We start from the raw sequence: 20510 nt of genomic DNA, 5'->3' as shown, positions 1-20510 counted from the left end.
GGCGTGTGTTGGTTCAGCGGTTCTGGATCGTGATCAGGAACCCCGGGTCTTGTATCGATTGATGACGGCGGTGCGAGCGGCATCGAGGCTGGCGTCGACCTGCTCGCGGGCGGTCGCCTTGTACTCGCGTGCGGGCTGTGAGAGTCGTGTCCAACCCTCGCGCTCGACGAAGGTGTCTCTGTACTGGGCCGTGTAGGACTGGAAGTAGTACCACAGCGCGGCAACGGTGATCGCGACCGCGACGATGGTGGCGAAGACCCAGAGGGAGATGACGCTCGCGTTGGCGATGCCGGCGTGCTCCTGCTGAGGGATGCCCTCGGCCCGGGTGTGGCTGTGCCAGTCGTCGGCGTGCTCGTGGAGCGACGGGGTGTGGCCGAGTGTGGGGTTGTGGTGGGCCATGGTCACGGTCTCCAACGGGCGGGTGGGCCCGGGTTGGCTCGAACAGTGGTGCGAAGGTCAGACGTAGTTCTTGTGCTCCAGGGACTCGGGCATCCAGGGATCGTTCACCGCGACGAGCGGGACCGAACGCATCCGCATCGCGACGAACCCGGCGAAGCAGGCGAACGCCGCGAGAATGCCCAGGGCGTCGATCAGGAATCGGCCGGCCCCGGGGAGTTCCGACTCGGGCACGCCGGTGTAGGTCAAGGGGCGGACGACCCAGTAGATATCCGCGACGTGGAAGAGAAGGGCGATCAACGCGCCAACGGCGGCGAGGCCGACGTTTTTCTTGATAACGCGGCTGATGAAGAACAGGAACGGGAAGGCGAAGTGCCCGAGGATGATGGCGACGAAGAACGTCTTCCACGCGTTTTCCGTGCGGTAGATCATGTAGTGGGTCTCTTCGGGGAGATTGCTGTACCAGATGAGGAAGTACTGGCTGAACGAGATGTACGCCCAAAAGATGGTGAAGGTGAACATCAGTTTGCCAAGGTCGTGGAAGTGCTCCTGGGTGACGAGTCCCTTGAGTTTGCCCGCGGCGCTGAGGCGGGCGAAGAGGAAGATGACGACGGCGATCGCGCCATACGCCCCGCCCGCGAAGAAGTAGACGCCCCACATCGTGCTGTAGAAGCGGAAGTCGAGGGACATGGTGTAATCGAACCCGGCGAAGGCGGTTGAGAGGGCCATCGCGAGGATGCCCCACGAACTGGTGAAGCGGGCCTTGGCCGAGAGGTGCGGATCGGGATGGGTGTCCTGGGCGCGGCTGAGGGAGATCAGGCGACGCGTGAGGAACGTCCAGAGGAAGGCGTAGAAGGCCATGCGAGCGAAGAAGAAGAGGGGGAAGACAAAGTCGTGGGCGTGATCGCCCTTGGGAAGACCAGCGGGGAGATAGAAGAACGCCCACTTCTTCTGCAGGAAGTGGTCGCTCCGCATCGCGGGGTCCATCCACGTGAAGAGTTTGCCATGGAACATGAAGAGGTCGAGCAGGGCGATGACCGCGACGAAGATGAGGGCGAAGGGCGTGAAGGCGGCGATGTTCTCGAACTGGCGGCGGACCGTGGCCGTCCACCCGGCGTTGAGCAGGTGGAAGATCATCACGAAGATCGTCGCGGCGCAGCAGATCGCGAGGACGGAGCACGCGCCGACGTGAACAGCAGCCAGGCCCTGTGCAACGCTCACGCCGGCGAGTCCGGCCTTCGCCAGACCGATGGTCGCTATGGCGAGAACGGCACCCACACCGATCAGTCCCTGGCTCATGGCCTTCGAGCCGGTGGGGAGCGTGATGTTCGAGAGGTCGCGGAGCGCGGGGTGGTTGATCGCCGCTCGGACGCTCGCGGATTCGGCCGAGATCTGACTCATGAGCGGCCCCCAGTGGTTGTCGAGTTCATCGGTGTGCTCGCGGCTGGCAACGAGACCGGCGCGGTTGCCGCAGCCGGAGTTGCGCCCGTTGCCGGGCGATTTTCCTGAAGGACGCGGATCCACGCGACGATGGCCCACGAGTCATTGATCGAGAGGGCGTGGGCGTAGCCGGGCATCTTGGCGCCGTTCTCGACGCCGTTACGGGAGGTCGAGAAGAGGTAGCCGTCTTTACCGGTCTTTTGCGTCTTGTCGCTGTACTTGGGATCGTGGAAGTTGGGAACCGGATAGGCCCATTGGCGCCCGACCATGCCCTGGCCGTCACCCGCGTAGCCGTGGCACGCGGAGCAGTAGACATCGAACCGCTCACGGCCTCGGGCGAGGAGCGCCTCATCCACCGCGACTCGCGCGGGGAGCGTGTTGACGAAGGAGTCGGGGTTGGAGGCGTCGGCAAGTCCTGTGTAGTAGACAGTGTCCTCGTGGAGATACGCCTCGCGGTCGGCGGCGCGTCGCTTGGCCCAATCGGCGTTGTCGAGATCGTCCGTGGTCATGGCGTTTTGGCCGAAAGCGACCGTGCCCGGAACCACGTGGCGCATGGTGCGCCCATCCTCGAAGAACTCGCTCTGCGACTGCGTGCGCCACTTGGGCTGGTCGTCGAGGTCGGGGAAGAACTGGTGTGGCGGCTTGTCGGATCGCTCGCCGCGGCAGCCGCCGGCGACGATCGAAGCGAGCGCCAGGAGGCCGGCGATGGCGATCCTGCCGTGCCGTGCTGTGTGTGTCGTGCTCATTGAGTGTGTGCTCATGGTGTTCCCTCGCATGGCTTACTGCTCCACGAACTCGACATGAGTGGCTCCGACGCCGCTCAGGAACGCCCTGGTCTTCTCGGGATCAAACTTCGAGTCCTTGGACTCGATCGCGATGACGAAGCGGTCGTCGCTCACACGGAGGAACCGCTCGCGGTTGAAGAGGGGATGGAACCAGAGGGGGAGATCGTTCATGATGAGCATCCCGAAGAGGGCGGTGAACGCCGAGATGAGAATGCCGATCTCGAACGTGATCGGGATGTACGCTTCCCACGCGTCGTAGGGCTTGCCCTGCACGGGGAGTGGATAGTCGCGGCTCATCCACCACTGCATGAGGTAGCCCAGGCCCGCGGCCGAGATCCCCATCACGAAGACGATGACCGGGAGGATGGTGCGCTTCACACCCATCGCTTCTTCCATGCCGTGGATGGGGAAGGGCGTGTAGACGTCCCAATGGGTGAAGCCGGCGTCGCGAGTTTTTTCGGCGGCGTGGTAAAGGTCGGCGGGATTTTTGAACTCGGCCATGACGCCGAAGATCTCCTCGCCGGACTTGGTCACGTACACCTTGGTGGCGTGGGACATCAGTGGGCCCCTCCGGTCGCCGCGTGGGCGGCGTGATCGTGGTGGTCGTCGTGGTGGTGCGGGCTGGCCTGGGGCATGACGGCCTTGAGTTCGGCCATCGCGAAGACGGGGATGACTCGCATGAAGATCAGGAAGAGGGTGATGAAGATCCCGAAGGAGCCGGCGAAGATCATGATGTCCACGAGCGTCGGGTGGAACATGTGCCACTCGGCGGGGATGTAGGCCCGGTGGAGGCTCGTCACGATGATGACGAATCGCTCGAACCACATCCCGATCGTGACCAGGCAAGAGACCAGGAAGATCACGGCGGGGCTCTGACGCATCCGCTTCATCCAGAAGAGTTGCGGCGAGAGCACGTTGCACGTGATCATCGTCCAGTACGCCCACCAGTACGGGCCGGTCGCACGGTTGATGAAGGCGTAGACCTCGGGATCGCTCCCGCCGTACCACGCGATGAAGAACTCCATCGAGTACGCGAAGCCGACCATGGAGCCCGTGGCGAGAAGGATCTTCGCCATGTTCTCCAGGTGGCGGAGGGTGAGCAGGTCCTTGAAGTTGGGGAGGAGTTCCCGCAGCGGGATCATGAGCAGGAGCACCATGGCGAACCCGCCAAAGATGGCGCCCGCGACGAAGTAGGGCGGGAAGATCGTCGTGTGCCACCCGGGGAGCACCGACGTCGCGAAGTCGAACGACACGATCGAGTGCACGCTCAAGACCAGCGGCGTGGAGATGCCCGCGAGGATGAGGTATGCCGCCTCATACCGGTGCCAGTGACGGCTGCTGAATCGCCAGCCCAGCGAGAGCAGGCCATAGACCTTGGCGCGGATCATGTCGATCCGGATCGGGATCAGCGGCGTGAGCACCGGGCGCTCGGGGTCTTTGAGCAACCGCATCTGGGCGCGATCGCGGAGAGCCGCGAGGTCGGGGATCATGCCCATGTACCAGAACAGGAGTGAGACCGTGCCGTAGGTCGAGATCGCGAAGACGTCCCACAAGAGCGGCGAGCGGAAGTTCGGCCAGATGCCGTTGGCATTGGGGATCGGCGGGAGCATCCACGCCATCCACTGGCGCCCGATGTGGATGCCGGGAAACGTCGCAGCACAGACGACGGCGAAGATCGTCATCGCCTCGGCCGAGCGGTTCACCGCCGTGCGCCACTTCTGCTTTAGGAGACAGAGCACGGCGGAGATGAGCGTTCCGGCGTGCCCGATACCGATCCAGAAGACGAAGTTGGTGATGTCCCACGCCCAATCGACGGCGTTGTTCATACCCCACGAGCCGATGCCCGTGATCACGAGATAGAGGATGAAGAGCCCGCCGATCTGCGCGAGAGTGAAGGCGGCCATGAAGACCGGGAGCCACCATCGCGGCGCGCGGTTCTCGGCATAACCGCAAACGATGTCGGTGACCTCGTGGAACGAGCGGTTGTTGAGGACGAGAGGCGAGCGCACGCCGGGCGTGTCGATCAGCGAGCCGTCGCCCGTGACGGGATCGAGGTTGAATCCGATGTTGGCACCCCGCTCGAGGCCGGCCTCGCGACGTGCGGCGAGGTCGTCGGGATGGTGCGTCGAGGAACTGCTCATGCGTGGACTCCCATGCCGGCGTTCTGGTCCGACAGGACGTTGAGACTAAGGGCATAGCCCCGATCACCGCGGCGCTTCCTGGGATCAATGCGGAAGGAATGCTCCGACGGCGCGTGTCCGGCGCCCGGCTCGGCATGCCCCTCGTCGTGCCCACCCTCGTGGTGCACAGGATCGGCGACCGGCGTGCGGAGCGCGGGGTTGGGGTTGTTGATGCGGACCATGTGGCTGGTGCGCGGGCGTGTGTCGAGATAGCCCAGGAGCATGTAACTGCGGGCGTGATTGCGCGTGTGATGGACCTTGCTCTTGGGATCGATGGTGTTGCCGAAGGTGATCGCCTCGCTGGGGCAGGCCTGCTGGCACGCGACCTGGAAGAACCCGTCGGGGACGACGACGCGACCCTGATCGTCGCGCAGGTCCTTGAGTTTGGCCTCCACGCGGGCGCCGTTGATGCGCTGGATGCAGTACGAGCACTTCTCCATCACGCCACGCATGCGGACCGAGACGTTGGGGTTCTTGCTCATGCGCTCGATCTCGGCCATTTTCTCCTTGGTGGAGCGGAGGCGGGGCGGGATGAGGTTGATATTGATCTTGTTGTGCTCGCCGCTCCCGTTGACGCCGCCGCGATCGGGGGCGACGGACTCGACGATGTCCTTGCCGATGTAGTCGCCGTTGAACGAGAACTTGCCGTACTCGAAGAAGTTGAATCTCCGGACCTTGTACGGGCAGTTGTTGGCGCAGTACCGCGTGCCGATGCAGCGGTTGTACGTCATGTAGTTGATCCCCTCGGGCCCGTGCACCGTCGCGTTGACGGGGCAGACGGTCTCGCACGGCGCGTTCTCGCAGTGCACGCACGCGACGGGCTGGGAGAGCATGAACTCGGGGTTGTTGAAATCGTCACCGATGAAGTAGCGATCGATGCGCATCCACGCCATCTCGCGGCCCTTGGCGACCTCGCGCTTGCCGACGACGGGAATGTTGTTCTCGCTCTGGCAGGCGACCGTGCACGCGCCGCACCCCGTGCACGACGCGAGATCGATCGTCATCCCCCACTGCTGGTCCATCGAGTAGACCGAGCCGGGGGCGGCGTCGCCCTTGGAGGCGTTGTACGGATTCTCGTAGATCGACTTGAGCGGCGGAGCGTGGGCGAGTTCGCCGAGCCACTCCCCGAACTTGATCTCGGCGGAGTCCTGATAGAACGTCGCGCCGCCCTCTTTCATCAGGCCGCCATGCTTCTGCCACGCGGCGAGGTCGGCGGTGCGCACGATCGATGTGCGACCCTCCATCGACCAGTGATTCTGCGTGCTGGCGATCATGTGTGTGCCATCGGCCTTCGCGACGACCACGCCGCCCGCCGAACGCGACGCCATGCTCGAGTGACGGAGTGGGAACACATTGAACCCCACGCCATCGGCGACGCGCCCGGTCTTCTCGCGTCCATAGCCAACCGTGGCGAGGATCGTGTCGTCGGCCATGCCCGGAAGGATCCACACCGCCGCATGGACCGTGCGCCCGTCGAGCGTGATGTCGGCCATGCGCGCCTTGGGATACTTCTCGTCGTTGTAGATCGTGTTGGGATCGCGGTCGCTGTACGACACGGGCGCGAGCCCGAGGTGCTCCGCCGTCTTGGGGCTCATGAGCACCGGATTGTCCCACGTGACCATCGTCCCGATCTGCGGGAGTTCCTGGAGCCACGAGCAGTTGGCGTACCGCCCGTCGTGGATGCGCCCGAGCGTGAAGACGATCTCCAGGCCTTCTTTGGCCAGCCCATCGAGCGAGCCGAGCGACCGCGCCACGCTCGCGGGGTCGGCGGCCGGGGTCACGGTCTTCGCCGTGCTCCCGGCGACGACGCCATCGAACAGGGCGCGTCGCCACTTCTTCTCGAAGTCGGCGGCTCCGAGTTTCTGCTTCCACACCTCGCGGACGATCTCATACGCCTCGATCTTCTCGGGGATCGCGTCCTGGGCGAGCATCCAGAGGAACTCGACCTCGCTGAGCGCCGGCTCATAGATCGGCGCGATCATCGGCTGTGTCGGCGCGATCGTGCCGTCGTACGCGATCGTGTCGTCCCACGATTCGAGGAAGTGCGTCCCGTTGAGCGCCCAGGTGGAGGCGGCGGCCGTCTCGGTCGAACCGACCGAGAGCGTGATCCGCGTCGGGACCTTCGCGAAGACCTCGGCGAACTTCAGATCGCCCGGCGCGTTGAAGACCGGGTTCGCTTCGACGCAGACGATCGTCGAGATCTCGTTGGCGAGGATGCGCTGCGTGAGTTGCGAGAGCATCGTCGTGCCATTCGTCGCTTCCTCGTCCGTCAGCGGGAGGTACGAGACGCTCGTGCCCACGTTGCCCAGCGCGGCGTTGAGCGCGTGCGTGATCGCGTGGACCGCCGCGGGCATGCTCGGCCCGGCGACGATCAGCGACTTGCCGCGATTCGTCGCGTCGAGCAGATCCTGGGCGGCGTACTTCACAAACTTGGACTCGTCGTCACTCAAAGGCGCCGCCTTGACGGCGTTGAGCGCGGAGACAAGTGCCGCGCTTCCCTGGCCCAACTTGGGCAGCATGTACTTCGCGAGTTCGACCGCCGCGGCGACGACGCGCGAGGGCGACAGCCGCAGACGGTGATCGGCCTGTCCGCCCGTCACCGTAAACCCGGGCTCGATGACATACAGGCGGCTCATCGGGTCGTGCACGTCCATCACGCGACGCGTGCTGGCAAAGCCGCGGGCGTTCGTGAGACCATCGGGACCGAAGCCCAAAAAGTCGCTATCGAGCGAGAGAATGCACCTGGTGCTCTCCCGCGAGAAGTTGTACACAGGGCGCATTGGCTTCCCGAACGCGACGCGTGAGCCCTCGATCGAGGCGATGTCGTCCATCGCGCGATACTCGACCCACGACGCCTCAGGGAAACGCTTCTTCACCGCGGCCCGCAACGCCTCACGCGTCGGACCCGACTTCTTCTCGACGATGAAGGCGAGTTTGCGACCGCGATCGTTCGCGTGCGTCGAGAAGTGAGGCCCGGCCCAGGCCTTGAAGTCGTCCCACGTCGGCTCGGCGTCCTTGGGCGCACTCGCCGCTCGCTCGCCGCGATACTCGGGCCACTTCAACCGGTCGAGGTCGTACAGCGAGAGGATGCTCGCGAGCGACCAGAGCGAGGCGCGGCCGCGGTTGATCGAGTGCAGCGGGTTGCCCTCGATCTTGGTGGGGCGGCCCTCGTGGGTCTCGACAAGGAGGCCCTCGGCGCCGCCATCGGGGTGCGGCATGCTCGTCGCATAGAAGAGGGGCTTGCCGGGGACGATCTCCTCGGGCACCTCGCGCGAGTAGGGCATGATCTTGTGATCCGGACGCCGGCAGCCGGGAATGACCGCCACGCCAGCGAGCGCCATAGAAGCGCCCATGAGTTTCAAAAAGTCTCGGCGTGTCTCGCCTCCCGCGACGCCCGCTAATCCAAGCGCCTCGGCCTCGCCACTGACGCGCGAGAGTTCCGACGCGCCCGCGGGGAACTCACGCTCGAGGTGCTCGCGGAAGTCGGCGGAGTCCACCGCCTCGTCGAGGCTGCGCCAGACGGGCTTGCCGTGCAGACGGGGCAGATCGCGCCGCATCCCGGCGAGTTCCTCTCGGGACGCCTTGGGCGACTTGGCCTTGGGCCCGTTCGTCGAAGGACATTGATCGGCGTGGCTCATGGGTTCTTGCTCACTGTGCCGGGCGAGGCGTCGTGGCTCTCAGGCCCGGGGGAAATCGATCCGGTTCGCCAATGACTCAGAGTGGAACTAGTAGTGGCACGCGCCGCAGTTGGTCGGGCCTTGGACGTGGAACGCTGGGATCTTCGTGTCGCCCAGCGTGCCCTGCGAACTTCCTGTCTCTTTCTTGACCTTCTGTCGCTCGCGGAGGGTCTCCTCGGCGTACGCGAGGTCCGTCACGCGCGTCGGGTCCACCAGGTTCTCCTTGCCGCTCTTGTGGCAATCGAGACACCAACTCATGCTCAGCGGCTCGTGCTGATAGACCACCGGCATGGTGTCGATACGACCGTGGCACGAGACGCAACTCACACCGACCTTGATGTGGGCCGCGTGCGGGAAGTTGCGGACATAATCCGGCACCTTGTGCACGCGACGCCAATCAATCGAGGCATCCAGGGCAAACGCGTCACGGATGAACTGCGTCTTGCCCTTGTGCGTGTTCGTCGGCGAGGGATCGACGAGTTTGGCGAGACGCCCGTCGGCGTGGCAGCCATAACACGTTGCCACGTTCGGGATGTTCGCCTCGTCGCTCTGCTCGATCTTCGTGTGGCAATAGCGGCAATCCAGCCCCAACTTGCCCGCGTGGATCTGGTGATTGAACCCGCCCCCCGGCTGCGTCGGCTGATAGCCCACGCTCCAATACTTCGGCGTGAAGTAATACCACATCCCGCCCACCACCGATGAGACGCCCCCAAGCCCCACGACGGCCGCGATCACACGAATCGTGTTGATCGACTTCGGAAATATCGAGACGGACAACGGGCGACCCCTTTCCAATTGGCGTCACCGTGGCGCGTTCCGAATGCCCCCGGCGACGAGTTCAGGATTTGGTCAGCCTATTTTTAGCCGCACACGCGGATTACTGTCAAACCGGAAACCTTTCGTGTTCGGCCGAACATCAAAGACCGAGAACACCAAGAATACCAAACAAATATAAAACTTTGGCCAAGTACTTCTTTCATCAGTCCTGCGTGAACACCGAATCGGAGCCTTGATCCATGGGAACACCGACACCACTTTCGAACGCAACTGCTGAATCCGCAGCCACTTGGAGACTTGGCATCCTCCGCGGGCTGGTGATCTCACTCGGCCTGTGGGTGGCATGGTTCGCGACGCACATCCCCTGGGCAGGCATCAGCGAACCGGTCGCCCTTGGCATCATCGGAATCGCATGGTTTTTAGCCGCGATTGCTGGCGCGAGGCTCGCGCCGTCTACAAAGTGGTCAGTCGCAGCCATCGCGGGCCTCGTCGCCGGCGTGATCGGGTTGCTCGCCGTCGGATCGAAACTCACCGAGGCACCCTCTGCAAGCGGGACGGCCGGCGCGACGAGGCCCGACGCGGCGCTCATCGTGCTGGGTTTCCTCGCGACGTCGCTCGTGATCTCGCTCGTGGCACACGCGATCTCGCGCACCGAACGCGCCATCACCACCCAGCAGGCGAACGCGCGCATCGCCGGCGTGATGGCGCTCACGATGGTGCCGCTCATCGCTATCGGCGGACTCGTAACGAGCACCAACTCGGGCATGGCCGTGCCCGACTGGCCGGGGACGTTCGGGAGCATGATGTTCCTGTATCCGATCGGACCACGCTCGGAACCGGGCGTCTTCCTGGAGCACGCGCACCGACTCTTCGGCATCCTCGCGGGCATGGCCATCATCTCGGCGACCGTTTCCATTGTGGCCTCGAATCCACGGCGTTTCGTGATGATCTGGACATTCAGCATTCTCGCGCTCGTCATCGCGCAGGGCGTGCTCGGCGGGTATCGCGTGCGTCTTGGCAACGCCGATCCCGAATCCGATCAGCGCTGGCTCGCGTTGCTGCACGGCGTGCTCGGGCAACTCGTCTTCGCCGCCGGCTGCGCACTCGCGGCGTATCTCAGCCCGGCCTACACCGCCCCACTCTCACACGAGGTCACGAAGACCAAGGCCATCAAGGGCATGGCCACGGGCGCGTTCCACGCCGCGATCCTCCAACTCGTCTTCGGCGCGATGTATCGCCACCTGCGAAGCGGGCACGCCCTCATGTCGCACATCGGGATGTCGATCGTGGTGCTCGCCCTCGGCCTCGTCGCGGTGGCCTTCGCGCTCCGCCCCGACAAGGAGGCCGGCCCGCTCGCCCGCGCGACTCGCACATGGGGCATCGCCGTGGGAACGCTCGTCTCGCTCCAGTTCGTGCTCGGGTGGGTCGCGTTCCTACTCGGCGGAAAGACGCTCACGCCCGAGAACGCGATTCAGGCCGTTGTTCGCACCGCCCACCAGGCAAACGGGGCGCTCCTCTTCGGCTCGATGGCCATCCTCGCGGTCTTTGCCCGCCAACTCCATCGAAGGGCAACAGCGGCATCGGCCTAACCCCTCAGTCCTCGAAGTGCTCGGAACAGCCCGTCGCGCGACGAGTGCAATCCGAAGTTCGTGAGACCAAACAACCCAGGATTCAGGCCCGTGTTCCACGAACGAGCCGATATTCCTTGGCAGCCCACGCCCTGTCGTGGTACGCTGCAATCAGAGGCCGACGCCGAGCGTTAGGCCTTGGTCATGGCCCGCGCGGAGCCCCGCTTGTGGTCCCGCACGGCACGACTGGAGGTGACGCGTGCACACCGGAATCACACCCACGCCCCAAGGCCTCGCGGCACGTCTTGCCCAGATTCTCACCGGCGCGCCTCACGCCGACGGCCCGGAACCCACGGGCGATGAGATCGAGGCCTCGCTCCGCCCCATCGCTCGCAAGGACTTCGGCTACGACCAGGCGCGGCATCTCCTGTGGCGTGCCGGCTTCGGCGGCACCTCGGCCCAAGTTCGATATCTCGCCGACCTCGGCCCCGAGCGGGCCGTGGACATCCTCCTCAACGACGACAAGAGCACCTATCCCGAGCCGTCACTCGATCAGTTCGACCGCGACCTGATGCGCCCGGCGACCTCCGAGGAAGCCGAGGCCCAGCGCCGCGCGCGTCGTGACCGCGACGAGGAGACTCTCGCCCGCCTCCAGGAAGAGCGACAGAAGCGCGAACGCCTCGATCGCCAGCAACTCCGCGAACTCCAGCGCTGGTGGCTCACCCGGATGATCGAGACCTCGCGCCCCCTCGAAGAGAAACTCACCCTCTTCTGGCACGGGCACTTCGCCACGAGTTATCGCGGCGTCGAGGACTCGTTCCACATGTACATGCAGAACCTCATGTTCCGGACCAACGGCATGGGGAGTTTCCGCGATCTCCTCAAGGGCCTCATCCGAGACCCGGCGATGCTCAAGTATCTCAACAACGACCGCAGCCGAAAGGGCAAACCCAACGAGAATCTCGCCCGCGAGATCATGGAGTTGTTCAGCCTCGGCCTCGGGAACTACAGCGAGGACGACATCAAGGAGGGCGCGCGGGCCCTCACCGGGTACACCTTCAAGGACGACGACTTCGACTTCGACCAGCGCAACCACGACAACGGCAGCAAGGCGATCCTCGGTCACAAGGGCAACCTCGACGGCGACGAGTTCGTCGAGGCGATCCTCGCCAATCCGGCGTGCGCACCCTTCGTCGTCCGGCGCCTGTACAACTTCTTCGTCGCCGATGTGCCCCCCGACGAACGCGGCGGCGACTCGGCGCTCCCTACTCCACAGCGCGCCGTGCTGCGCAACCTCTCGAACGAGTTGCGCTCCCGGAACTACTTCGTGAAGCCCGTCCTCAAGAAACTCTTCCTCAGCGAGCACTTCTACTCGCCGGCCTTCCTCGGGCAGCAGATCAAGAGCCCAGCCCAACTCGTCGTCGGCTCCATCCGCTCGCTCAATACGCCCGTGCGCGACCTCAACATCCTCCTCGACGCGATGGACCGCATGGGCCAGAACCTCATGATGCCGCCGAGTGTCAAAGGCTGGGACGGCGGGCGCGCATGGGTCAACACCACCACGATGTTCGTGCGACAGAATGTCCTGACATATTCGCTCACCGGGATGAGCACCAACCGGCGTGGCAAGCCCGACGCCCAGTACGACCCCTCGCACCTCCTTGCGGACATCGAGGGTGGCGATGCGGCCAAACGCGACGCCGAGCGCGTCGTCGAGCACCTGCTGCGCCAGACCCTGGGTAGCGTGCGATCGTCGGCCAAAGAAGTGTGCATGGATGTCATGGGCAAGGCCAAGAACCCCTCCGATCGCGAGGCGATCGTCGGCACGCTCCTGCTCATCACGGCCATGCCCGAGTATCAGTTGTGCTAGAGAATCAGGATCGAGTGTGGAACGAACAGATTTGAGTTGAGATGCGGACGGATCTGAGTAGATATACGAAGTCACAGGCGAGACACCTGTGCCACGAGATGGAGTCGGACGGGTACGCAAAGGCTGGAGACCGATCATGAGCATTGAGCACAGCGCATACACACGGCGGGAGTTCCTCAGCAGCGGGCTGGTCTTCGCCTCCGCGGCCTTGGCCGTGCCCGCGTTCCTGCAGCGCAGCGCCATCGCGATGTCGAAACCGCTCTTGGGCGTCTCCAGCGTGGCAGGCGTTCCCGATGACCACATCCTCGTCGTCATCCAACTCTCGGGCGGCAACGACGGGCTGAACACCGTCGTGCCCTTCGGAATGGACGCGTACCACAAGGCCCGCCCGGGGATCGGCGTCGGAGCCAAAGACGCGCTCGCCCTTTCCGGTGCCGACGGCATTGGGCTCCATCCCGCGCTCGCCGGCCTCAAGGAGATCTATGACGATGGCGCGCTCGCCGTCGTGCAGGGCGTCGGCTATCCCAACCCCAACCGGTCGCACTTCAAGTCCACCGACATCTGGCAGACCGCCGACATCAGCGCCACCGGCGAGGGGTGGCTGGGCCGCTACTTCGACTCCGAATGCTGCGGCTTCGGCAAAGGCGAGAGCGGGCACAAGGACAACACTAGCGAGAAGTCTTCCACAACCACCTCCAGCCCCCCCGGCATCGCCATCGGGCGCACCGCGCCGCTCTCGATGCAAGGCCGTCAGATCACCGGCGTCAGTTTCGAGTCCCCCGAGATGTTCCGCTGGTCGGGCGAGACCGTCGATAAGGACCTCGCCAAGGCCTATGAGCAGTCGAACCTGCGCGGAAGCGAGAACAAGGCGGGCAAGGAGACCAACGCCGACTTCCTGCTGCGCACCGCGCTCGACGCCCAGGTCTCGAGCGACCTCATCCGCAAGGCCATCGCCTCGGCGCCGCGCGTCGCGTATCCCAACGGGCAGTTCGCGGGCCAGTTGCGCATGATCGGGCAGATGATCGCCGCGGGACTCAAGACGCGCGTCTACTACGCAACACTCGGCGGCTTCGACACCCACGCCGGCCAGGGCGGCGCCCAGGGTCGCCACGCCAACAACCTGCGCCAACTCGGCGACGCGCTCAAGGCCTTCCAGGCAGACCTCCGCCAGCAGGGCAACTCCGGCCGAGTCCTCACCATGACCTTTTCCGAGTTCGGCCGCCGCGTCAGCCAGAATGCCAGCGGCGGCACGGACCACGGCACCGCCGCCCCCATGTTCCTCATGGGCGAGATGGTCAAGCCCGGCGTCCACGCCGATCACCCCTCGCTCACCAAACTCGACGAGGGCGATCTGATCTATGGTGTGGATTTCCGCAGCGTCTACGCCGCGATCCTCGAGTCGTGGCTCGTCGCGAGCAGCAAGGACGTGCTCCAGGGCAACTTCGATCCGTTCCCGGTGATCAAGCGGGCGTAAGTCCCCGCGATCTCGCTACGCTTGACGCATGACGCGACTCTGCAAGGCCGGCTCGGTCTCCATCGGCACAGGCCAACCCCTCGCCATCATCGCCGGCCCGTGCGTGCTCGAAACCAAGGAACTCGGCCTGGAGATCGCGCGCACTGTCGGCGAGGCGTGCGATCGACTCGGCCTCTCGTACATCTTCAAAGCCTCCTTCGACAAGGCCAATCGCTCGAGCATCACCTCGCCTCGCGGCCCCGGACTGGAACGCGGCGTGGCGTGGATCCACGAGATCGGAATCGAGACCAAACGCCCGACGACCACAGATATCCACGATCCGTCACAGGCCGAACCCATCGCGACGTCGATCGACTTGCTCCAGATCCCCGCGTTTCTTTGCCGCCAGACCGATCTCCTCGCGGCTGCCGGCGCGGCGGCTTCGAGGCACGGACGCGGCGTGAACGTGAAGAAAGGCCAGTTCCTCGCCCCAGGCGACATGCGCGGGCCCGTCAAGAAACTCGCCGAGGCCGGCTGCTCCAACGTCATGTGCACCGAGCGTGGCACGACGTTCGGCTATGGTCGCCTCGTGAACGACTTCCTCGGCGTCGGCGATCTGATCGAACTCAAGGCCGAGGGAGGCTCGCCACCGGTGTGCTTCGACGCGACACACTCCACGCAACTCCCCGGCGGCGGCAGCGTCGGCGGCGGGGCGGAGCAAACCGGCGGACGTCCCGATCGCGCGCCGCTCCTCGCGCGGGCCGCCGTCGCCGCGGGTGTGCACGCCGTCTTCCTCGAGTGCCATCCCGAGCCGTCCAAGGGGATGTCGGACGCCGCGACGATGCTCCCGCTCAAGGATGTGCCCGCGCTCCTCCAGGATCTCGCGGCGATCCGCAAGGCCTTGCCCAAAGCGATCGTCTAGACTCGGATCATGTGGACTCTCGCCGCATCGCCGCAATGGTTGCCGTTCCTCGTCGTGGGCGGGATGTTCGGCATCGTGGCAACCATCATCCTTGCCACGGTCATGAACAAGCGCCGCTGGCGCCGCGAGATGAGCGAACGCTGCATGGCTCTCGGCGGAACGTTCATCGAGAAGCCCCAGGACCACGAGAAGCACGAGGCATTCCTGTGCGTCGGCCCGTGGCAGAAACTCCAGACCGGCTCACGCGGCGTGCAATGGCTCGCCACCGTGCCGCTCTCCATTCTCCCGCATGGCACCACAAATGTGCGGATGCTCGGGCATCTCTACTCCACCGGCTCGGGAAAGAACCGCCAGGTCCACATCCACACCATCGCCTGGCTCGAGGCGCCGCGAGCCTGGCCGATCCTCTCCGTGTATGGCGAGCACTTCATGCACCGCCTCGCCGACAAGTTCGGTCTCACCGAACGCTTCGGCAAGAAGGACCTCCAACTCGACGATGCCGAGTTCAACAAGCGCTACCGCGTCAACTGCGACGACGAGGACTTCGCCCTTTTGGCCCTCACGCCCGAGGCCCAGCGATGGTGCATGAACCTCCCCAAGGACAAGGGCCAACTCCGCGTGGACGTCGGCCAGGGCGCGATCTGCGTCACCATCCGCCGCACGCCCAAGCCCGCAGAACTCGAAGACTTCGCGAGACGTGTCGTCGAGATCCGCGACCTCATCCCGCCCGAACTCGCGTCATTCACGCCGACGTCATCTGCGACACTGATGTAGTCGCGGGCACAACCCAAAATAAAAAAACCAAACAACTCGGCAAACAAACAACCCGGCTTCGCGGGCCGGGTTGCGTTGAGATCGTGATGATGCGAAGGTCGCGAGAGTCGCTCAGTTTGCGCTCGCCACGAGATAGTTCGGGCGGGCGGCCTTGGGATCGCTCGGATCAACATGGACCTTGCGACCCTTGAAGATCACGCGACCGTGGGCGACCGAGAAGAGGGAATCGTCCTTCGCCCGGCGAACATTGAACCCTGGGAGGAAGGGCGTGCCAACCTGGCGCACGATGATCGAGCCGGGCTGGGCGACCTCGCCGCCGTAGAGTTTGATCCCGCGATACTGGGGATTGGAGTCGCGACCGTTCTTGGTGGAGCCTTGGCCCTTTTTATGTGCCATGTCAGATTCTCGCGGTTCGTCGTTCGTGACCTGGAAGGGACCATGCCCTCCGCAGGGTCGAGAGTTTAGGCGGCTGCCCCCGTCGGGGTCGAGCGGGGCCACGCCAAGGCTCGAGCCGACACGAGATTCTGGCATGAAGAGTTGAGACACGTGTCGCCGCGATCAGTATGTTTGGATTCAATTCGGGTTCCGGCGCGTCGTGACGTCCAACCTCACCCCATGGCCCGGACCACCGACACGATCAGCACCACCGTCCCCACGCCAGCGACGGCCAGCATCACGCCGATCCCCGGTGCGTCGTGCACCAGCCCCGCTCGCGAAGGCTTGCTCGGGTCATAGAACACGTCTACGGCATCACCCACGCCATACGTCGCCACGGCATCCTCGGCACGCTGGCGGTTGCTCGTGTGCAGGTCGCCGCCGACGCTGATGTTCGTGCCCGTGTGGCGTTCGCCCGCGACGACGTACTCGTACTCGATCTTGGCGACAAAGACATCCGGGCGGAACTCACCGACCTGGGTCGGAGGCTGCTCGGTCGTGACGAGGCTCTTGAGGATCCGCCCGGGCACGCTCGGCCAGTTCCGGCTCGCCACGGCCAGACGTGTGGCGCGGATGGCCATGACGACGCCGACGACGAGAAAGAGCCCACCGACGACTACCGGGGCCCATCGCCCCATGAGTTCGCTGAACTGGTCGAAGGTCATCTGGGAGAGATCCATGCACGCGGAGCATCGGCCCATGAATCAAGTGACTTTCGTGGTGCTCCGGAATGTCCAGAAGCGACGCGGATTGTCCGGATCCGACCGCAGAGAGCACCGCAAGAATGAGAGCAACCCGCCAGTCGCCGGCGCTTCGAGATCAAGTCGGGCGTGATCGGACGCTACGATCGCCTCCTATGAGCAATGAGCCTTCGAAACAGCCTGATCCCGCCGCCCAACCCGCTTCGGCGGCCTCTCCTGTGAAGTCCATGGACGCCCTGATGGCGCTCTGCAAACGCCGGGGCTTCATCTATCAGGCCTCTGAAATCTATGGCGGGATCAACGGGTTCTGGGACTATGGCCCGCTGGGCGCCCAGATGAAGAAGAACCTCCGCGACGCGTGGTGGCAGGACATGATCCTCAACCCCTGCTGGGGACGCCAGGGACCCAACGGCGAGCGCGTGCGATGCGTGCCGGTGGAAACACGCATCATCCAGCATCCGAAGGTGTGGGAGGCGAGCGGACACGTCGGCGGGTTCAACGACCCGATGGTGGATTGTCGAGAGACCAAGCAGCGGTATCGCTATGACCACGTGAGTGTTTTCGTGCCACAATCCGGTGACGCGGGGGACAAGCCGCTCTTCGCATTCATGAAAGACTCGCCGAGCGAGACGAAGCAGTTGAAGAAAGCCGAGAAGGCATTCGGTGCCGTCAAGGTTGTTGCCCTCACGTCGATTCCGGTGGCCCAGTTCTCCAAGGTCCTAGGCCCGGACGCGGAGAAAGTCGGGTCGCTGACCGAACCACGCCAGTTCAACCTGATGTTCAAGACCTACATCGGCGCCACGGCCTCGGAAGACGACAAGTCCTACCTCCGCCCCGAGACCGCCCAGGGCATCTTCGTCCAGTTCAAAAACGTCGTTGACACCACACGCGTCAAGGTTCCCTTCGGCATCGGGAACACCGGCACGAGTTTCCGCAACGAGGTCACGCCACGCAACTTCACCTTCCGATCGCGCGAGTTCGAGCAGGCCGAACTCGAGTTCTTCTGCCACCCCAGCGAGTCGGCGGCGTGGTACGCCTTCTGGCGCGACTTCCGCATGGAATGGTGGAAGTCCATCGGCCTCGCCGGCGAGAACCTCATCCTCCGCGAGCACGACAAGGACGAACTCAGCCACTATTCCTGCGGCACGAGCGACGTCGAGTATCGCTTCCCCTTCACCGCGCCGGGCTATGGCGAACTCGAGGGGATCGCCCACCGGGGCGACTATGACCTCACCCAGCACCAGAAGCACTCGGGCATCAAACTCGACTACTTCGACACCGATCGCGGCGAGACGCTCCCCAACGGCGGCAAGAAGGGCGAGCGATACCTCCCCCACTGCATCGAGCCAGCGGCCGGATTGGATCGCGGCGTGCTCGCGCTCCTCTGCGAGGCGTACACGCGTGACGAGAGCCGCGCCAGCCCGGAGTTCCTGAAACTCAACCCGCGCGTCGCGCCGATCAAGGCCGCCGTCTTCCCGCTGGTCAACAAGGACGGCATGCCCGAGATCGCCGAGCGCCTGCACGTGGAACTCTTCAAGCGTTTCGGCACGAGCGGCTTCGTCGAGATCGACGCGAAGCAGTCCATCGGCAAACGCTACGCCCGCATGGACGAGGCCGGGTGCCCCTTCTGCCTCACGATCGATGGCGACACCGTGAGCGGGCAGATGGTGACGCTCCGCGATCGCGACACGGGCCAGCAGGAACGCATCGCGCTCGATCAGGTCGCGGGCGTGCTGGCCGATCGGATGAACCGGTAGGCGGCTTGTCCGTATCTTCATGATCACGTGGCACAGGGAGGGGGGCGTCCCGCCTGTGTTCTTCATTCCTCATGGTGACTACGGGTCGCTTCACACTCTACATTGCTCACATTCTGCTATCGAACCACACTCATGAGCACCCCCAACAATCCACAAGCAACCCCGAAACGCCCGCGCTCGGTGCGGCGTGCCTTCGTTCGCGTGCTGAGCCTCGGTGCCGTGATCTATGTGGTGTGGTGCTCCACGATCTACTTCATGCAGCGGTCGATGATGTATCTCCCCCGCTTCGGGTCGACGATCACGAGCGACGATCATGTGCCGCCGGGCGTGCAAGTGCTGTGGCGAAACATCGACGGCGGTGAGAGGGTCGAGGCCTGGCTGAGCGTACCCACCACGGCAAGCGACAAGGATCGCGTACCACTCGTGGTCTTCACGCATGGCAACGCCGAGTCGATCGTGGACGCGTGGACCACGGCGAGCGTCTACAACAGGCTCGGGTGTGCCGTGCTGCTCCCCGAGTATCGCTCGTACTCCCGCAGCGGCGGGAAGCCATCTGAGGCGGCCATCGTGGACGACGCCGCGTGGTTCCTTGAAGAAACGCTCGCAAGCGCCCCGATCGATCCGGATCGACTCGTCTTCCACGGGCGCTCTCTCGGCGGCGGCATCGCGGCCCAACTGGCGGCACGCCACACGCCCAAGGCCCTCATCCTGCAATCGTCGTTCACAAGCGTCGCCAGTTTCGCGCCGAAGTATGGCGTGCCGACGTTCCTGGTGAAGGACTCATACCGAACCGATCGAGTGCTCGAATCGCTCGATGCCAGTGTGCTGATCCTCCACGGCGATTCGGACACGATCGTTCCCACCGAGCACGCGAGTCGACTCCGGGCCATCCTCGACGCACACCCGCGGCCGGGACGGATCGTCGAGTTGAGCATCACGCCCAGCGGGCACAACGACCATCCACGCGATGCCCGCGCCTACTGGAAGACGATCCAGGATTTTCTCGCCAAGGCCGACGTCCGCCCGGACCGTTCGTGACCGGCACGATCGATCAGTGCCTGTCCATCGGCACCTTCGCGATGTCCTCGTCCTTGCCCATCAAAATGAGGATGTCGTCCTCGCGCAGCGGCTCGTTGGCCTTGGGCATCTCGATCTTGGCGTCGGCGTTGCTCGGCGTCGCGTCCGAGGCGTGCTCCGCGGGTGCCGGATGCCGGTCCTTGCGCAGGCTCTTCACCGCGACGACGTGCAACTTGAACTTGGAGCGCAGGTCGAGGTCGATGAGCGTTTTGCCGATCCAATCGCGCGGGGTCTTGATCTCGACGAGGCTGTACCCCTCGTGGAACTCGATCTGATTCAAGAGTTGCGGCGCGCTGATGCGGTTCGCCCAGCGCTCGGCCGATTCCTCTTCCGGACTCACAACCTCGTCGGCTCCGATCTTGCGGAGGATCCTCGCCTCAAGGGGCGACGTCGCGCGAGAGACGACCCGCTTCACGCCCAGTTGCTTGAGAAGCACCGTCACCAGCAACTGCGCCTCGAAACTCGAGCCGATGCCGACGACCGCGACACGGGTGTTCGAGGGCAGGTTCGCCTTCACCGCCTCCTCGTCGGTCGCGTCGAGCGCAACGGCGAGCGTCACGTCATCTCGCACCGACTCGACGAGGTCACGACGCCGATCGAATGCCACCACCTCGACGCCCCGCGACGCCAGGCTCTTGGCGAGCGGCGTCCCGAACTGGCCCAGACCGACGACCACCACGGGTCCGTTCATCGTCCCA

At 64.6% G+C, this 20510-nt stretch carries 17 protein-coding genes; 7 read left to right on the top strand and 10 right to left on the bottom strand.

What is annotated here, in order from left to right:
- Window positions 1-33: 33 nt before the first annotated feature.
- From IPK69_11270 to IPK69_11240, 7 genes are all read right to left on the bottom strand, one after another.
- Window positions 34-399, bottom strand: coding sequence for a hypothetical protein (locus tag IPK69_11270; GenBank protein ID QQS08556.1), 366 nt, complete (start codon window positions 397-399; stop codon window positions 34-36).
- Between the two features lie 57 nt (window positions 400-456).
- A complete protein-coding gene (locus IPK69_11265; protein ID QQS08555.1) occupies window positions 457-1797 on the bottom strand; it encodes a hypothetical protein in 1341 nt (446 codons plus the stop codon).
- A complete protein-coding gene (locus IPK69_11260; protein ID QQS08554.1) occupies window positions 1794-2597 on the bottom strand; it encodes a c-type cytochrome in 804 nt (267 codons plus the stop codon). Before IPK69_11260 ends, IPK69_11265 begins: the two co-directional genes overlap by 4 nt.
- Before the next feature lie 18 nt (window positions 2598-2615).
- Window positions 2616-3179, bottom strand: a complete 564-nt coding sequence (locus IPK69_11255) for a DUF3341 domain-containing protein (protein QQS08553.1) — start codon at window positions 3177-3179, stop codon at window positions 2616-2618.
- Entirely contained in the window at window positions 3179-4762 is a 1584-nt protein-coding gene (gene nrfD, locus IPK69_11250) for a polysulfide reductase NrfD (GenBank protein ID QQS08552.1), read from the bottom strand. The genes IPK69_11255 and nrfD overlap by 1 nt, the downstream gene beginning before the upstream one ends.
- Complete coding sequence (locus IPK69_11245) at window positions 4759-8439, bottom strand: TAT-variant-translocated molybdopterin oxidoreductase (GenBank protein ID QQS08551.1); 3681 nt, start codon at window positions 8437-8439, stop codon at window positions 4759-4761. The genes nrfD and IPK69_11245 overlap by 4 nt, the downstream gene beginning before the upstream one ends.
- Before the next feature lie 87 nt (window positions 8440-8526).
- Window positions 8527-9255: a cytochrome c3 family protein gene (locus IPK69_11240; GenBank protein ID QQS08550.1), complete on the bottom strand. Its 729-nt coding sequence runs from the start codon at window positions 9253-9255 to the stop codon at window positions 8527-8529.
- A gap of 317 nt (window positions 9256-9572) precedes the next feature.
- Between IPK69_11240 and IPK69_11235 the strand changes: the two genes are divergently transcribed.
- The 5 genes from IPK69_11235 (at window position 9573) to IPK69_11215 (ending at window position 15842) form a co-directional block, all read left to right on the top strand.
- A complete protein-coding gene (locus IPK69_11235; protein QQS08549.1) occupies window positions 9573-10844 on the top strand; it encodes a COX15/CtaA family protein in 1272 nt (423 codons plus the stop codon).
- 238 nt (window positions 10845-11082) lie between these two features.
- On the top strand, window positions 11083-12693 hold the full coding sequence (locus IPK69_11230) for a DUF1800 domain-containing protein (protein QQS08548.1): 1611 nt from the start codon (window positions 11083-11085) through the stop codon (window positions 12691-12693).
- A gap of 136 nt (window positions 12694-12829) precedes the next feature.
- Window positions 12830-14167 carry a DUF1501 domain-containing protein gene (locus tag IPK69_11225; GenBank protein QQS08547.1) on the top strand — a complete coding sequence of 446 codons (1338 nt, stop codon included), beginning with the start codon at window positions 12830-12832 and terminating at the stop codon, window positions 14165-14167.
- Window positions 14168-14195: 28 nt separating this feature from the next.
- Window positions 14196-15068 (top strand): 3-deoxy-8-phosphooctulonate synthase, encoded by an 873-nt coding sequence (gene kdsA / locus IPK69_11220; GenBank protein QQS08546.1) that lies wholly within the window; start codon window positions 14196-14198, stop codon window positions 15066-15068.
- 9 nt (window positions 15069-15077) lie between these two features.
- A complete protein-coding gene (locus IPK69_11215; GenBank protein QQS08545.1) occupies window positions 15078-15842 on the top strand; it encodes a hypothetical protein in 765 nt (254 codons plus the stop codon).
- 111 nt (window positions 15843-15953) lie between these two features.
- Here IPK69_11215 and rpmA read toward each other — a convergent pair whose 3' ends face one another.
- Both rpmA and IPK69_11205 read right to left on the bottom strand, forming a co-directional pair.
- Window positions 15954-16238, bottom strand: a complete 285-nt coding sequence (gene rpmA, locus IPK69_11210) for a 50S ribosomal protein L27 (protein ID QQS08544.1) — start codon at window positions 16236-16238, stop codon at window positions 15954-15956.
- A gap of 212 nt (window positions 16239-16450) precedes the next feature.
- A complete protein-coding gene (locus tag IPK69_11205; GenBank protein QQS08543.1) occupies window positions 16451-16957 on the bottom strand; it encodes a DUF3592 domain-containing protein in 507 nt (168 codons plus the stop codon).
- Between the two features lie 248 nt (window positions 16958-17205).
- On the opposite strand from IPK69_11205, the gene IPK69_11200 reads away from it, so the two are divergent.
- Window positions 17206-18735: a glycine--tRNA ligase gene (locus tag IPK69_11200; GenBank protein QQS10475.1), complete on the top strand. Its 1530-nt coding sequence runs from the start codon at window positions 17206-17208 to the stop codon at window positions 18733-18735.
- A 132-nt stretch (window positions 18736-18867) separates the two neighbouring features.
- Entirely contained in the window at window positions 18868-19773 is a 906-nt protein-coding gene (locus tag IPK69_11195) for an alpha/beta hydrolase (GenBank protein ID QQS08542.1), read from the top strand.
- 13 nt (window positions 19774-19786) lie between these two features.
- On the opposite strand, the gene IPK69_11190 is transcribed toward IPK69_11195, so the two are convergent.
- Window positions 19787-20503: a TrkA family potassium uptake protein gene (locus IPK69_11190; GenBank protein QQS08541.1), complete on the bottom strand. Its 717-nt coding sequence runs from the start codon at window positions 20501-20503 to the stop codon at window positions 19787-19789.
- Window positions 20504-20510 lie beyond the last annotated feature (7 nt).

The organism is Phycisphaerales bacterium (assembly GCA_016699835.1).
In the GTDB taxonomy this organism is placed as follows: domain Bacteria; phylum Planctomycetota; class Phycisphaerae; order Phycisphaerales; family UBA1924.
This window is presented reverse-complemented; position numbering and strand designations above follow the sequence as displayed.

Bases quoted from the DNA above. Each gene is read 5' to 3' on its own strand.
- IPK69_11270 (QQS08556.1), bottom strand. From the start codon at position 399: ATGGCCCACCACAACCCCACACTCGGCCACACCCCGTCGCTCCACGAG.
- IPK69_11265 (QQS08555.1), bottom strand. From the start codon at position 1,797: ATGAGTCAGATCTCGGCCGAATCCGCGAGCGTCCGAGCGGCGATCAAC.
- IPK69_11260 (QQS08554.1), bottom strand. From the start codon at position 2,597: ATGAGCACACACTCAATGAGCACGACACACACAGCACGGCACGGCAGG.
- IPK69_11255 (QQS08553.1), bottom strand. From the start codon at position 3,179: ATGTCCCACGCCACCAAGGTGTACGTGACCAAGTCCGGCGAGGAGATC.
- nrfD (QQS08552.1), bottom strand. From the start codon at position 4,762: ATGAGCAGTTCCTCGACGCACCATCCCGACGACCTCGCCGCACGTCGC.
- IPK69_11245 (QQS08551.1), bottom strand. From the start codon at position 8,439: ATGAGCCACGCCGATCAATGTCCTTCGACGAACGGGCCCAAGGCCAAG.
- IPK69_11225 (QQS08547.1), top strand. From the start codon at position 12,830: ATGAGCATTGAGCACAGCGCATACACACGGCGGGAGTTCCTCAGCAGC.
- kdsA (QQS08546.1), top strand. From the start codon at position 14,196: ATGACGCGACTCTGCAAGGCCGGCTCGGTCTCCATCGGCACAGGCCAA.
- IPK69_11215 (QQS08545.1), top strand. From the start codon at position 15,078: ATGTGGACTCTCGCCGCATCGCCGCAATGGTTGCCGTTCCTCGTCGTG.
- rpmA (QQS08544.1), bottom strand. From the start codon at position 16,238: ATGGCACATAAAAAGGGCCAAGGCTCCACCAAGAACGGTCGCGACTCC.
- IPK69_11205 (QQS08543.1), bottom strand. From the start codon at position 16,957: ATGGATCTCTCCCAGATGACCTTCGACCAGTTCAGCGAACTCATGGGG.
- IPK69_11200 (QQS10475.1), top strand. From the start codon at position 17,206: ATGGACGCCCTGATGGCGCTCTGCAAACGCCGGGGCTTCATCTATCAG.
- IPK69_11195 (QQS08542.1), top strand. From the start codon at position 18,868: ATGAGCACCCCCAACAATCCACAAGCAACCCCGAAACGCCCGCGCTCG.
- IPK69_11190 (QQS08541.1), bottom strand. From the start codon at position 20,503: ATGAACGGACCCGTGGTGGTCGTCGGTCTGGGCCAGTTCGGGACGCCG.